Below are 14,166 nucleotides of genomic sequence, written 5' to 3'. Positions count from 1 at the left end.
CGAAGTGACTGTCGAGATCGGCGAAAACAAACAGCTCGCCGCCTCGGGCGCGGACTTCCTGCATGTTGGATTTCACTTTTTCGAGCAGCGTATCGTTTGGCGCGATGACGACAACCGGCATGTCGCGATCGACGAGCGCGAGCGGGCCATGCTTGAGTTCGCCGGCGGGATAGGCTTCGGCGTGGATGTAGGAAATCTCCTTGAGCTTGAGTGCGCCTTCTAGCGCGATCGGGTAGTGAATGCCGCGTCCCAGGAACAGCGCGTGTTCTTTGCGCCCGAACAGCTTTGCCCACTCGGCGATTTGCGGTTCGAGATTCAGCGCGTGCTGCACGCTGCCCGGCAGCAGGCGCAATAGCGCTTGATACTCGACCGCCTTTTCGGCGGAAATTGTTCCGCGCGTCAGCCCCAGTGTTACGGCGAACGTGAATAGCGCGGCGAGTTGCGTGGTGAACGCTTTGGTCGATGCGACGCCGATTTCGGGGCCGGCGCGCGTGTAGAACACGAGCTTCGATCCGCGTGGAATCGCGCTTTCGGGCACGTTGCAGATCGATAGCGTTTTGTCGTGGCCGAGCATTTTCGCGTGCTTCAGCGCTTCCATCGTGTCCAGCGTTTCGCCGGATTGCGAAATCGTGATGACCTGCTGTTTCGGATTTGGCACCGACGAACGATAGCGGTATTCGCTGGCGATTTCGACGCTGGCCGGAATTTTGGCAATCGCTTCGATCCAGTATTTCGCGGTCAGGCCGGCGTAATAGCTGGTGCCGGCGGCGAGGATCAGCACGCTGTCGATATCGGCAAACACACGCTCGGCCTCGGCGCCGAACAAAGGTGCTACGAAGCCCTTGCCGATGACGGGATCTATGGTGTCGGTCAGCGCGCGTGGCTGCTCGTGGATCTCCTTCTGCATGAAATGGCTGTAGGGGCCGAGTTCGAGCGACGCGAGCGACGCGTCGCTGACGTGCAATGGGCGCACAGCCGCAATGCCATCGGCATCGACAATGCTGATACGGTCGCGTCTGATTTCGGCGACGTCGCCGTCTTCGAGATAGATCACCTTTCGGGTGACCGAGAGCACCGCCGATACATCCGATGCTATGAAATTTTCGCCTTCGCCGACGCCGATCAAAAGCGGACAACCGAGCCGAGCGCAGATCATGACCTCGGGTTCGGCGAGCGATACCACGCCGATGGCGAAAGCGCCGCTTAGTTCGCCGACTGCCTTCCGCGTCGCCGCAAACAAATCGCCGCAAAGTTGGTAGTGATAATGAATCAGATGCGCGACGACTTCGGTGTCGGTTTGCGATTCGAAGATGTACCCTCGCGCTTGCAGGCGCTCGCGCTGCTCGTCGTGGTTTTCGATGATGCCGTTGTGAACGACGGCGAGTTCGTTGCGCGAGACGTGCGGATGAGCGTTCAGCTCGGTCACTCCGCCGTGCGTTGCCCAGCGCGTATGGCCGATGCCGATCAATCCGGCGGTTCCTTCCGACTGCGCTTTGGCTTGCATTGCGGCGACGCGGCCGATGGCGCGTACGCGTTTTATTTCGCCGTTCAGAACGGCGATGCCGGCCGAATCGTAACCTCGATATTCGAGGCGTTGCAGGCCTTCGAGCAGGATGGGGACGACGTTGCGTTGCGCGATCGCGCCGACTATGCCGCACATGACGGTACTCCCGAATCGTTGATTAATGCAGGCTCGAGTTGAAAACTTGCGCGTGCGTTTTCTTCTGTGGGTAAGACGTCAGCGCCTACTGATCTTCGCATAAATGCCTGACAACCACCCCTGTCTTTCCCGCGAGAAGCGGGAATCCAGTGCCGTCAAAGCAAGGTACTGGGTCCCCAGCGCAGCCTGCCCTCGAATGTTCGAATCGGGGGCGGGTACGACGAGAAATGTGTTAACCATTTATGAAAAGCTTAATACGATTATATTTTCTTCTTCGGCCGTTTCCAGCCGGCGATCGTGGTTTGCCTCGCCCGCGAAATCGTCAGCTCGCCGGCCGGAGCATCGGCGGTCAGCGTCGTTCCGGCACCGAGGGTGGCGCCGCGGCCGACTTTCACGGGTGCTACGAGCTGCGTGTCCGAGCCGATAAAAGCGTCGTCTTCGATTACGGTGCGATGCTTGTTGGCGCCATCGTAATTGCAGGTGATCGTGCCGGCGCCTATGTTGACGTTGCGGCCGATATCGGTATCGCCGACATAGCTCAGATGATTGATCTTGGAGCCATCGCCGATGACGGTTTTCTTGGTCTCGACGAAGTTGCCGATTTTCGCGCCCACGCCCATCGTCGTCCCCGGACGCAGGCGCGCGAAAGGTCCAATCGAACAATCCGTACCGATCTCTGCATCCTCGATCAGGCTGAATGGTTTGAGGTTGCTGCGCGCGCCGACGGTCGAATTGCGCAGCACGCAGTTCGCCCCGATCCGCACGCCATCTTCAAGCGTAACATCGCCTTCAAACACGCAATTTATGTCGATGAAAACATCGGCGCCGCAATGTAAACCGCCGCGCACATCGATACGCGCGGCATCGGCCAGCGTGACGCCCGCTTCGAGTAATCCCTCGGCAACATTCCGCTGATAAATCCTCTCGAGGCTGACGAGCTGCGCCTTGCTGTTGACGCCTAGCGCCTCCCAACTGCGCGCCGGCTGCACGGTCGCGACTGCGACGCCATCGGCGATGGCGAGCGCGACGATATCGGTCAGATAGTATTCACCTTGCGCGTTCCCGGTCGTGAGCTTTGCCAGCCAGCCTGGCAGACGCGAAGTCGGGATCAGCATGATGCCGGTGTTGATCTCGTTGATTTGGCGCTGCGCTTCATTCGCGTCTTTCTGCTCGACGATCGCGCGCACGGCATTGCGCTCATCGCGCACGATGCGGCCGTAGCCGGTCGGATCGTCGAGCGATACGGTCAGCAAGGTCAGACCCTGATCGCCGTTCGCCAGCATGCGCGTCAGGGTTTCGCGGCCAATCAGCGGGACGTCACCGTACAGCACGAGTGTGGCAGATGCTGGGCTGTCCGCAAGCGCCGGCATCGCCTGCATCAACGCGTGCCCGGTGCCGAGCTGCGGTTCCTGTTTGACGAAAAAGAGATCTTCGCCGGCGATGGCTCGCGGAACGGTTTCGCCGCCATAACCGTAGACGATGCAGATTTTTTGCGGGCCCAGGGCGCGCGCGGTATCGATCGCGTGCCGCAGCAGCGGCCGCCCGGCAAGCGGATGTAAAACCTTGGGGAGGGCGGAGCGCATGCGCACGCCGCGGCCGGCGGCGAGGATCAAGACGTTCAGCGGCATTCGATTGATGTTGCGGAATATGACGGCGAATTATCGCACGCCCGGCAATTCTGGAGCGGTATCGCGAGTATCCGGGCGAATCTGCGCTTGTTCTCGCGCGCGCTATTAGAGGCCCGCAAGCTACTCGCAGATCGGTACCAGCAGCACCGGCAGCGTTTCCCAGATTACGGCGGCCAGCGCAAGCGCGGCGAGTGCGGCAGTTGTCCACGCAATGAAACCACTCACGTCCTCCCGGCCGTTGGCGCGAATAGCCGGGACGATCATGGCCAGCAGGGCAGCGGCGGCCAACAGTGTCATCGCAAGTATGGTCCACGGCACCGCGGCGACCCAGTCTGGATCGAAGGGCCGACGCGCGCAGACGATCGCGGCGAACACATAGATAGCCAGAAAGTGCATGCCCCAGATGAGCGGCCCGGAGAACATGCGCAATGCGGTGCGCGTGAAGCGCGACAAAGTCATGGAATCAGCCCAGCAGCCGTGGAAAGCCGTGCACCAGAGCGAGCGCGATCAGCGCCTGTGCCACCGCGTAATGCCAGAGCAGCATGGTATTGTCGAAAGTCGCCCGGCGCTGCGAATCGAGCAGGCCGCGGAATGAGCGCGCGACTGTGTAGAGCACCATGAGCGTGAGCACAAAACCATAAAAACCCTGGAACGCGATCAGGGTGTAGACGACCGCTGCGTATCCCGTATCAGTAGGCCGCAGTCCCGATTGCAACTGGCCGTATAGCTCGAAACCAAATGCAGCGGCGATCAGCGGAACCGCGACCAGCATCGCAATGCGCAACGGCCAAGCAGCGGATTTCTTGAGCGCCCGGCTTGCATAGGCGATCAACGCGCTGCTCGCGGCGAGGAATCCGGCTGCGATGAGCGGATACGCCGCCGCCGGTAGCGCCCCGGCCGCAGGCCAGCTCGCCGGCGCCACCGTCCACAAAAACAGATACGAGAAAATCAGCGACGAAAATATCGCCGCCGCGACCAGGATCAGCACGAGCATCGCCCACCACGAAGTTGACGACGCGCCGGTCTCGTAAACCGGCACCGTAACGCCGCCGCCGATATCGACCGGCGCATGGCTCGGGCCGGGGTCAGTCGCCCACAGCCATTTGATCATCAGCGCGATCGCCAGCACGGCGCAGATCGTCGCCGGCATGACGAATTTCCCGGTCAGCAACAGGAAGAACGCCGCCGTGAAAACCGCCGACAACAGCGGCGGCCAGCCCGGCCCCGGCAACTGCAGCAGATGCTGGGGTTCGGCATCGATCGGGCTTGTGATCAGCGTTTCGCGGCGACCGGTCGGCGCGCCCGGCAGGTAGTAGCGGCCGGCTTCGACGTCGTCCGCCAGGTTGGCCTGATCCCACAGCGGCTCGCGGCTCGTAACGACCGGAATGCTGCGCACCGAGTAGTGGCCGCTGGGCAGCCATTCCAGCGTGCCGGCATTCCAGATATTACCGGCGTTTTCTTCGCTGGCCGGCCGGAAATTGCGCGCGAGATCGGCCAGAAACACGATCACGCCGGTGGCGATCGTGAACGCGCCTATCGTCGAGACCATGTTCAGCGTGTCCCAGCCGAGTCCGGCCGAGTAGGTGTAGACGCGGCGCGGCATGCCGAGCAGACCGGTCGCGTGCATCGGAAAAAACGCGACGTTGAAGCCGATGAAGATCAGGCCGAAAGCCCAGCGGCCGAGGCGTTCCGACAGCGGCCGCGAACTCACGAACGGCATCCAGTAATAGAGGGCGGCGAACAGCGGAAACACCATGCCGCCGAACAGCACGTAATGAAAATGCGCGACGATGAAATACGTGTCGTGAACCTGTAGATCGAACGGCACGACGGCGACCATGACGCCGGTCAGGCCGCCGAGCACGAATATGAACAGGAAGCCGAGCACGAACAGCGATGGCACCGTGAGTCTGAGTTTGCCCCTGGCGATGGTCGCAATCCACGCGAACACCTGGATGCCTGAAGGGATCGCCACCGCCATGCTTGCCGCCGAGAAAAAACTTAAGCTGAGCCGCGGAATGCCGGTCGCGAACATGTGATGCACCCACAGACCGAAGCTCAGGAAGCCGACGCCGACCAGCGCCAGCACGATGAATTTATAGCCGACCAGCCGCGTCCCCGTCATCGCCGGAACGATCATCGACACCATGCCGGCGGCCGGCAGGAAAATGATATAGACCTCGGGATGGCCGAAGAACCAGAAAAGATGCTGCCACAGCAGTGGATCACCGCCTTTTTCGGCGATGAAGAACGGCCAATGAAACGCGCGCTCCAGTTCGAGCAAGGTGGTCGCGAGGATGACTGCCGGGAACGCGAACACGATCATGCCCGCGAATACCAGCATCGCCCACGCGAAAATCGGCAGCTTGTCGAGCGTCATCCCAGGGGGGCGCGTGCGCAGCACGCCAACGATGATTTCGATGGCGCCGGCAATCGCGGAAATTTCGATGAAGCCGATGCCGAGCAGCCAGAAATCATCGTTGATGCCGGTCGAATACTGATAGCTCGAAAGCGGCGGATACATGAACCAGCCGCTCTGCGGCGCGAGGCCGAAGAACAGGCTGCAGAAAAACACCAGCCCGCCGACGAAATAGGCCCAGAACGCATAGGCGGAAAGCCGCGGGAACGGCAGATCGCGCGCGCCCAGCATGTTCGGCAGCAGCAGCACGCCCATCGCTTCGACCACCGGCACGGCGAACAGAAACATCATCACCGTGCCGTGCATGGTGAAGAGCTGATTGTAGGTGTCGGGGCCGATCAGGTCGTTTTCGGGAACCGCGAGCTGCGCGCGCATCAAGAGCGCGAGCACGCCCGCCAGCAGGAAAAACAGGAACGCGGTGCCGACGTAAAACAGGCCGATATGCGTGTTGTTGACGGCCGTGATGATCCGCCACCCGCCCGGCGGTTTCCAGACTTCCTTGAGTTTCTCCAACTCATCGGCTGGGCGCGGCAGGGGATTGGGAAGGGTCATCGAAGCATCCATTGCTTCCTGTACCGAACTTCTGGTCCATGGGTTCTCCCCGAAAGAAGGGAGGCGCACATGCTTCCTTTGGAAAAAGGGGGTAGGGGGGAGAGCGTAGCGAGGGGCGTGACGCCGTCGCGTTTGGCGCCACCGAAAATCCTCCCCTGTCCCCCTTTTTCAAAAGGGGAAGCGTCTGATAGCGCATTCCTGGAGATTATCGCCGGCCATCGGACTCGGCATGACGGATGCGTCACTTCAAACTCTCCAGATACGCCGCCAGCGCGCGCAGTTCTTCGCCGGTAAAGGCGTCGAACGACGGCATCCGGTTGCCGGGTTTCAAATGCTGGCTCGACGCGATCCAGCCGGCCAAGGTGCCGGTATTGTTGGGCAGGATGCCGGCGCCGATCGATATACGGCTGCCGACGTGTGTGAGATCGGGGCCTACTTGTCCTCGCGCATCCGTGCCGCGTATCTGGTGACAGACCGCGCAGGACGTTCCCAGAAACAGGCGTTGGCCTTGAGCGAGAAATGGCGTGCCGGGCGGCTGCGCCGGCGTGCGCTCGTTCGCCAGCCAGCGTTCGAATTCCTCCGGCTCGTGCGCGACGACATAAAACGCCATTTTCGCGTGCGGGCCGCCGCAGTATTCGGCGCATTGGCCGCGAAATACGCCGGCGCGATCGGCCTGAATGCGGAGCGTCGTGGTGCGCCCCGGAATCATGTCGAGCTTGCCGGCGAGGTTCGGCACCCAGAAACTGTGAATGACATCGGCGCTTGTCAGCGCGAACGTCACGGTGCGGCCGGCCGGGATATGGATTTCGTTGGCGCTGACAACGAACCCTGCGCCGGCAGCATCGGCATTTCCATCACCATCGCCACCGCCCGCATACCGCACGCGCCACCACCATTGTTCGCCGACGACCTCGATTGCAAACACAGGGGAATCAAGCCCGGCGCCGATCGCGCGCGTCGTGCGAAAATCGTAAATCAACAGCGCGGTCAGCGTGATCAGCGGAAACACGATGCCGCCGCCGATAATGAAACCGTGCCGCGCGATCCAGCCGCGCTGTTCCGGTTCGCGCAGGATCGCGTATGCCGCGAAGGCAGCGACGAGGAGAAAGATCAGCGTGCCGCCGATAAACATCACCCAGCCGATGTGCGCGGTGTGCCGGGCATTCGGACCATGCGGATCGAAGACAGACTGGATGCCGCCGCAGGCGGTGAGCAGCAGACAACCGCAGATAACGGGCAAGGCGTTACTTATTGCGATGCCGAGCCGCTTCATGCATTCACTTCAGCGTATACAAGTACGCCGCGATGTCCCACGCGTCGCGCTCGGTCACGCGCAGATCGGGCATCGCGGTTTTTGGATTGACCGCGAGAGGCGAGCGCAGCCAGCGGATCATGTTCTCAGGGGTGTTCGGCAGGGTGCCGGCGATAAAAACGCGGGTCGCGATTTTGTCGAGCGGCGGGCCGACCGGCGCGTTGGCGCCGACGATGCCCGGTATTTTATGACACGTCACGCACGCGTACTGATAAACCGCTGTTTTGCCGCGCTCGACATCGCCGCGTCCCGGCGTCGCGTCAGGCAACGATGGCACCGCTTCCGCATCGACTTCACGCAGCGATTGCGCGATAGCCTTGTATTGCAGCGGCGTGAGTTTAGGCAACTCCTGCAGGAAAGCGACGATCGCCCACAGATCCGGTTCGGGAAGCCGAAACTCCCAGGCCGGCATGCCGGCCATCTTGATGCCGTGCTTGATCACCCAGAACAGCTCGGCCGGTTCCCAATGCAGCGCGGTATGGGCGAGATTGGCCGGCAACGGCGTCAGGCCGAGTGCGATCGCATCGGGGGCGACACCGGGTCCGCCATGGCAGATTTCGCAGTTCGCCTCGTAAAGCCGAAAGCCGCGTTCGATGGTTGCACGCTCGTCAAGCGGCGGCACCGCGATGTGTTTGGCGCGCTGCTGCACCGAGCGGCGCATGGCGACATGCATCAGCCAGTACACGGGCCCTGTGTGCTGCTCTGTCGCTGCGACGTTGTAAACGCCGAAGTAGATAAACAGCGTTCCGCCGGCTGCCGCGAGTAGAGCGAGCACGAGCAGTGCGATCAATGTTCGGATGGCCGTTCCCCCGGGATTCCGGCTAGCGGAATTCGCGATAAAGCGTGTTGTCATTCGCGATGATCGCTCGAGCGGTCTGGTACTTTTTTCAATCGCTGGCAAAATTACACAGCCAGCTTATCAGCTTTGGCGTTAATTCGATTCAGCAGCCGGGCCGGTTTGCCCGCGAAAAGCGCGTTACCCGCGACCATCGGCCCGCTATTGGTATAGGGGTTTGTAGGAAAACCGCAACGTGAAAATCCATAGACCTCGTATGCGAGGACGTGTGGCAAAAAACAATCCCGTGACCGGCTCTGCGCGTGAGGCGTTGGCGCACGCTTACCGGAGCACGGCTTACACTGTCGATCGCCTCGGAGGCGCATTCGTCATCCGGATCGGCGAAGCTAGCGGCGAGGTCGATGCGCTTTTGCGCGAATCCGGTGAAACGTATTGGGCCTTTGTCACGGCCAACAACCCCGGCTCGGAGCGCTTATCGGCTGCTGAAAACCGCGAGCGTAGTGGGCAGCTTCGCAGCCGGTTGCAGGAGCTGCGATATCGCGTCTTTCCGGGTCGAGGCGTACCGCAGGAGGCTGGCTGGATTGCGGAAGAAAGCTTCCTCATCCTCGGCATCCCGCCGGAAGAAGCCATCCGGCTCGGCGCGGCGTTGGGGCAAAACGCGGTTGTGCTCGGCAGCCTCGGTAAAACCGCCGAACTCGCGTTTTGTCCTTCCCAAAACGGGCAAGCAGAAAATTGGAGGGAAGTCGATGAACATGGAGAGTGAACGCATGGAGAGTGAAGCGTCCGGCGCCGCGCTACTTCAACCGGTACAAGTACGCCGCCATATCGTGCGCGTGCGCTTCGGTCACTTTCAGGTCGGGCATCGCGGTCAGCGGATCGACCGCTTGCGGCGCGCGTATCCAGCGCACCATGTTTTCCGGCGTGTTGGGAAGGAAGCCGGCGAGATACACGCGCTCAGCCATGCCTTCAAGCGGCGGGCCGACGTTGCCGAAAGCACCCTTGACCTCGGGGATGCTGTGACACGCACCGCAGCCGTATTGCCACAATAGCTGCTTGCCGCGTTCGGCATCGCCGCGCGCGTCGGCCAGGGGCGTCACCGGTTTTTCGCCGCATCCGGCAAGGCCCAGTAAAGCCAAGAGAAGTGAAAGATGCTTCATGATTCGACACCATGCGCCGCAGTAACCGGCTCGGTATCAGGATTTCGAAGCGGCTGATTTCGAAGCGAGTGGTTTCGAAGAGACTGCGCCGATAACCACTTGCCGAGCAGTAACAGCCCGGCGAACATCAGGACGAATCCAGCCGGCACCCACATGATGAGGCCGCCGAGTTGCTGATCCTCGAGCGGCGAGAAACCCCACGCCGCCGTCGTGGCGAGATAAAGCGGATACCAGGGCTCGGGCGCGAATGTCAGCAATGCGCCGAGCACGCCGGTGTGGATCATCGTCGTCAAGACGTAGAGCGCGGCCGACAGACGCGTGCGGCCGCGCAGCAATGCCCACCAGAACAGGAGCGCGGACAGCAGAAAACTGGCGTGCTGCAGTTCGTGGATGGCGTTGTTCCGCAGGCTGGCCTGAAACAGCAATGGTGCATGCCAGGCCCAGAGCACGACGGCGTGTATGGTCCACGCCGCCAGCGGCCTCGTCAGCCGATGCCACGGCCGTTTCCACAAGTTCGACCGGAACGGGCTGGCGAGTGCGCGCCGCCATGATGCGGGCAGACCCCATACGAACACGGCGAGCGGTTTGCCGAGCACCAGCAAGGGTGCTGCGACCAGCATCAGCAGTTCGTGCTGGACCATGTGCGCCGAAAACAGCATGCTGCCGAGCGCATCGAGCGGCGAAATCAGCGCCGCCACGAGCGCCAGCCATCCGCCGCAAAACGCCAAAGCGCGCCATTGCGGCAGCTTGGTCCGCGTATGTTCGCCTCGAAGATTCCCGAGCCCGATGGCATAAAGCGCGGAAGTCGCGAGCAGCGCCGCGATCAGCCACGGGTCGGGGTTCCAGGTGAGCAAGAAGGCATAGCGGCCGGATTTCTCGATGACGTGCGCAGCCGCGGGCGCCGACAGCAGCGTGATGGCGAAGATTACCGCTGGTTTTATCATCCGCGTCGTAGGCAGGCCGCGCCGTGGTGCAGGCCAATCCATTGTGACCGCTGTGCACCTCTTTGGTTTGCCAATCCGACTCTGCAATCGAATGTCGCGGCCTGACTTAGCTTTGCCTGCCAGTGGCGGCGGGACAGCGTGGTTGTTGATATGCCGCCGAGCGGAGAGCATCCGACTTGTGAATTCCTATGGCACAATAGTTGCGGCGGCAGTAAAACCAGGATTAGGATCGCGGTTGCAAAAATGCCAAGTGCGCCGGAAGAATGGCGTTTTTTATTTCGTAGATACGGATAGACGATGCAAAAAACGATCGCCGATTATTGTCAGGGTCGTGACAATAATTTCAATTTGCTGCGCTTTATTGCGGCATCTATGGTCATTTTTGCGCACAGTTTTACCGTCAACGGCGGGCAGGACGCCTTCGTGCCGGTCCTGGTCGGAACGCCGCGCTGGGACTCCGGCGATCTCGGCGTCAACATTTTCTTCGTCATCAGCGGTTTCCTGGTAACGCAAAGCTTCCTGCAGAGGGCGAACGTCTGGGTATTTCTGGAAGCGCGCTTCCTGCGCATCCTGCCGGCGCTATTCATCGCGCTGGTTCTGACCGTGCTGATCGTCGGACCGCTGACCACCACTTTGCCCTTGTCTTCGTACTTCAGCGAGTGGCAAACCTGGTGGTACTTTCTGCTTAACCTGAGCCTGCTCGAGACCGTTTACATCCTGCCCGGGGTATTTCAGAACAATCCAGTTCCCGATTCGGTCAACGGTGCGCTTTGGACCCTGCCCAAGGAAACGCGTCTTTACTGCGCGGTCGCCTTGATCGGCGCGCTGGGTATTTTAAAGAACCGCAGGATATTCAATATTTTCTTTATTCTGGCGATCATCTTTACCTTCGAATGGCCCGACGCATTCACGCTCCTCAAGGAAGAGATGATCAACATGCCGCGCCTTGCGAGCTACTTTGCGCTCGGCTCGTTTCTGTACATCAACCGCGACCATATTCCGTTGAACGCGTTTGGCGTGGTTGTCTTCGGCGCGCTGATCACTCTGCTTTATCTTTTCGGCTACTATTCGCTGGCGCTGGGCGTGTTCGGCTTTTCACTGGCGTATACGGTGCTGTGGGTTGCCTACGAGCCGCGCCTGCGTATCGATGCGTTCAACCGCATCGGCGACTATTCGTACGGGCTTTATATCTATCACTATCCGGTGCAGCAGACGATCGTGTATTTCAATCGCGATCTTGCGGCTCTCGAACTGCTCGCCCTGTCTTTTGTGCCGACCTTGCTTCTGGCGGTGGCGTCATGGCATATCGTCGAGAAACGCGCCTTGCGGCTCAAGGGGAAAACCGGTTTCGAAAAAATCGCGCAGCGTCTGTTCGCATCGCGCTGGGAACGGGTGCCGATCGGCATCGAGCAGGTCAACCTGAGCGGATCGCTGCTCAACGTCAACAGAAAGCTTTGCCAATTGCTGGGCTATTCGCGCGACGAGTTGCTGCAAATGTCTTTTCGCGATATCACGCACGCGGACGATCTGGTCCAGGAGGAGAAGCTGCTGGCGCAACTGGTGACAGGCAAGATGCGCAGCTACGCGATTCAAAAACGTTATTTGCACAAGGATGGACGCCTGATTCCGGTGCGAGTCACTTCATCGCAAGTGCAGAAATCAAAAGCCGGTGTCCAGTATCGTATTTCGATAGTCGAGGAAATTGCGCACGACGAAGCCGATCGCGTTTTCGCGACCGCTCATCCCTTGCTGGAATCGGCGGTCGAGCCGACGCAATCGCGCATCTGGCGCTTTATTCACCGCGTTATGCCGGGCCATTGGGCCGGTTTGAACGAGGCGATCGAACGCGCCCTGCAGGAATCGGCATCGCGCCGAACCCGTAATCGCAAGGCGACAGTCCGCGCAGCCGAAGAATATTCGACGCGCGTGCCTTAAGAGGGCGTTCGTAGATGATTTGCGGATTCCCAACGCTTTCGCATACGCGGCGAAGTCCACGTTCGAACTGCACGGGCGATTGATAGGCTATCGCCGGGGTAGGTAGGTAAATAGGGTCAGACTGAGCTAACCCAGTTTCCCCGGACAGGTTAATTAAGCCCCACGCCATTCTCGTTCAACCTCTTCAGGAGTGCGATAGCCGAGCGATTGGTGGATGCGCTTGCGGTTATAGAACAGCTCAATGTAATCGAAGATTGCGGCTCTCGCGTGGTCCCGTGTAACGAAATCGCAATGGTGGACGAGTTCGTTCTTAAGGTTGGAGAAGAAGCTCTCCGCCACTGCATTGTCGTAAGCGCTGTCCTTCGCCCCCATGCTCGGCTGCACATTCAGCCATCAGAGCCCGGTAGGAATGAGCGCGATAGATGGGCCCTTGGTCGGTGTGGTGAATCAGGCCATGTTCGGGCCGCCGATGCATGAAGGCCATTTCCAGCGCGGCGAGTGGCAATCCCTCATTCGGCCGTTCGCTCATTCCCCATCCCACCACGCGCCGTGAATACAGATCGCCAAGAACCGCCAAATGCAACCAGCCGGCCCGGGTGCGGATGAAGGTCATGTCACCGACCCACGCGCGATCGGGCGCTATTGAGGCGAATTGCCGCTTGATCAAATCAGGCGCCGCGGCTTTCGTGTGGTGGTGTTCGGTGATCACCCGGAAGTAGTACTTTCTCTTGGCCTCGATCCCGGCTTTAAGCCTGAGCTTCGCCACGCAGTGCTTGCCGCAGGCATCCCTTGACGTTGCAGCGCACGCCCGGTCTTGATGGCGCCATAGGCTTCACGATGCTCGGCATGCACGCGGCGGATTTCGACAAGCAGATCGGCATGACGCTGTGCACGGCAGCTGAGTGGCCGATCCCGCCACGCATAGAAACCGCTGCGCGATACCGCAAGCGCGCGGCACAGTGAACTCACTGCGAACTGCGCTTGATGTTTCCGGATGAAGCCGTACTTCACGGCAGTTCTTTCGCAAAGTACGCCGCGGCCTTTTTTAGGATGTCGCGCTCCTCAGTGACGCGCTTTAACTCGCGCTTCAACCGCTCGACTTCGCTTTGCTCGTCCAGTGGTTTTGCGCCGGGACCGCGAAACGCGCCTGATACGCCTGCGCGTCTCATCTGCTCTTGCCACTTGTAGAGCTGATTGCGGGCTATTCCCAGTTCCAAGGCAAGCTGAGTCGCTGGCTTTTGGCCCAGCTCCGGCAAACGAACCGCTTCGACCTTGAATCCCTTCGCGAACCGAGCCCGCCGGCGCTCGGGATTGACCTTCTCAATCGACTTTCCCATTCGACACCTCCACAGGTATTGTCTACCTTCAAAAGTGTCCGGAAAATACGGGTTAGCTCAGACTCGATTTATTCGCTTTTGCATCAGGATAGAGCCGCTGTCCGGGACGCCGGGCAATGCCGCTGCCGAAGGGCAGGCCCCAGGAAAGAAATGGAGTCCTGAGCCTGTTCAGGCTCGGTCATACTGCGGGCCCAGTCCACCACCTCCACAGGCCGCTTGTATTTATCTGTACCAAAGCCGGGCTTCGCTACTCATTGTAGGGGCTCCTCGCTCAATCGCATCGTTATGCTCTTGCATCATGTATCGTTACACGATACACTATAGCCAGTGATCAAGAGCTTTAGACATAAAGGTTTGGAGCGGTTCTTTCTCAAAGGGATCAAGAAAGGCATTCAAGCTCATCACGAGAGGAAACTGAAGCGACAA

At 60.3% G+C, this 14,166-nt stretch carries 14 protein-coding genes; 3 read left to right on the top strand and 11 right to left on the bottom strand.

Features of this window, described 5'->3' with window-relative positions; all coding sequences use genetic code 11:
* The 6 genes from glmS to H0V78_01105 all read right to left on the bottom strand — a co-directional run.
* A partial coding sequence (glmS, locus tag H0V78_01130; GenBank protein MBA2350423.1) for a glutamine--fructose-6-phosphate transaminase (isomerizing) occupies window positions 1-1,660 on the bottom strand: 1,660 nt, incomplete at its 3' end.
* 260 nt (window positions 1,661-1,920) lie between these two features.
* Window positions 1,921-3,282, bottom strand: coding sequence for a bifunctional UDP-N-acetylglucosamine diphosphorylase/glucosamine-1-phosphate N-acetyltransferase GlmU (gene glmU, locus H0V78_01125; protein ID MBA2350422.1), 1,362 nt, complete (start codon window positions 3,280-3,282; stop codon window positions 1,921-1,923).
* 126 nt (window positions 3,283-3,408) lie between these two features.
* Complete coding sequence (locus tag H0V78_01120; GenBank protein ID MBA2350421.1) at window positions 3,409-3,747, bottom strand: hypothetical protein; 339 nt, start codon at window positions 3,745-3,747, stop codon at window positions 3,409-3,411.
* Window positions 3,748-3,751: 4 nt separating this feature from the next.
* On the bottom strand, window positions 3,752-6,259 hold the full coding sequence (gene ctaD, locus H0V78_01115) for a cytochrome c oxidase subunit I (GenBank protein ID MBA2350420.1): 2,508 nt from the start codon (window positions 6,257-6,259) through the stop codon (window positions 3,752-3,754).
* 241 nt (window positions 6,260-6,500) lie between these two features.
* Window positions 6,501-7,532 carry a cytochrome c oxidase subunit II gene (coxB, locus tag H0V78_01110; GenBank protein MBA2350419.1) on the bottom strand — a complete coding sequence of 344 codons (1,032 nt, stop codon included), beginning with the start codon at window positions 7,530-7,532 and terminating at the stop codon, window positions 6,501-6,503.
* Between the two features lie 4 nt (window positions 7,533-7,536).
* Complete coding sequence (locus H0V78_01105; GenBank protein MBA2350418.1) at window positions 7,537-8,424, bottom strand: c-type cytochrome; 888 nt, start codon at window positions 8,422-8,424, stop codon at window positions 7,537-7,539.
* Between the two features lie 352 nt (window positions 8,425-8,776).
* Between H0V78_01105 and H0V78_01100 the strand changes: the two genes are divergently transcribed.
* On the top strand, window positions 8,777-9,130 hold the full coding sequence (locus tag H0V78_01100; GenBank protein MBA2350417.1) for a DUF3293 domain-containing protein: 354 nt from the start codon (window positions 8,777-8,779) through the stop codon (window positions 9,128-9,130).
* Between the two features lie 31 nt (window positions 9,131-9,161).
* On the opposite strand, the gene H0V78_01095 is transcribed toward H0V78_01100, so the two are convergent.
* Both H0V78_01095 and H0V78_01090 read right to left on the bottom strand, forming a co-directional pair.
* Window positions 9,162-9,524, bottom strand: a complete 363-nt coding sequence (locus H0V78_01095) for a c-type cytochrome (GenBank protein MBA2350416.1) — start codon at window positions 9,522-9,524, stop codon at window positions 9,162-9,164.
* On the bottom strand, window positions 9,521-10,510 hold the full coding sequence (locus H0V78_01090; protein MBA2350415.1) for a cytochrome c oxidase assembly protein: 990 nt from the start codon (window positions 10,508-10,510) through the stop codon (window positions 9,521-9,523). Before H0V78_01090 ends, H0V78_01095 begins: the two co-directional genes overlap by 4 nt.
* A gap of 255 nt (window positions 10,511-10,765) precedes the next feature.
* Here H0V78_01090 and H0V78_01085 point away from each other — a divergent pair, with 255 nt between their 5' ends.
* Window positions 10,766-12,403: an acyltransferase family protein gene (locus H0V78_01085; GenBank protein ID MBA2350414.1), complete on the top strand. Its 1,638-nt coding sequence runs from the start codon at window positions 10,766-10,768 to the stop codon at window positions 12,401-12,403.
* 153 nt (window positions 12,404-12,556) lie between these two features.
* Here the strand turns inward: H0V78_01085 and H0V78_01080 are convergent, their stop codons facing one another.
* Both H0V78_01080 and H0V78_01075 read right to left on the bottom strand, forming a co-directional pair.
* Entirely contained in the window at window positions 12,557-12,775 is a 219-nt protein-coding gene (locus H0V78_01080) for an IS3 family transposase (protein ID MBA2350413.1), read from the bottom strand.
* A complete protein-coding gene (locus H0V78_01075) occupies window positions 12,714-13,169 on the bottom strand; it encodes a DDE-type integrase/transposase/recombinase (GenBank protein MBA2350412.1) in 456 nt (151 codons plus the stop codon). The genes H0V78_01080 and H0V78_01075 overlap by 62 nt, the downstream gene beginning before the upstream one ends.
* A 29-nt stretch (window positions 13,170-13,198) precedes the next feature.
* On the opposite strand from H0V78_01075, the gene H0V78_01070 reads away from it, so the two are divergent.
* Complete coding sequence (locus H0V78_01070; protein MBA2350411.1) at window positions 13,199-13,366, top strand: hypothetical protein; 168 nt, start codon at window positions 13,199-13,201, stop codon at window positions 13,364-13,366.
* Window positions 13,367-13,410: 44 nt separating this feature from the next.
* On the opposite strand, the gene H0V78_01065 is transcribed toward H0V78_01070, so the two are convergent.
* Window positions 13,411-13,740 carry a transposase gene (locus H0V78_01065; GenBank protein ID MBA2350410.1) on the bottom strand — a complete coding sequence of 110 codons (330 nt, stop codon included), beginning with the start codon at window positions 13,738-13,740 and terminating at the stop codon, window positions 13,411-13,413.
* Window positions 13,741-14,166: the final 426 nt, after the last annotated feature.

It is taken from the genome of Burkholderiales bacterium, assembly GCA_013695435.1.
In the GTDB taxonomy this organism is placed as follows: Bacteria; Pseudomonadota; Gammaproteobacteria; order Burkholderiales; family JACMKV01; genus JACMKV01.
The sequence above is the reverse complement of the archived record's forward strand: the minus strand, read 5'-3'. Positions and strand labels throughout refer to the sequence as shown.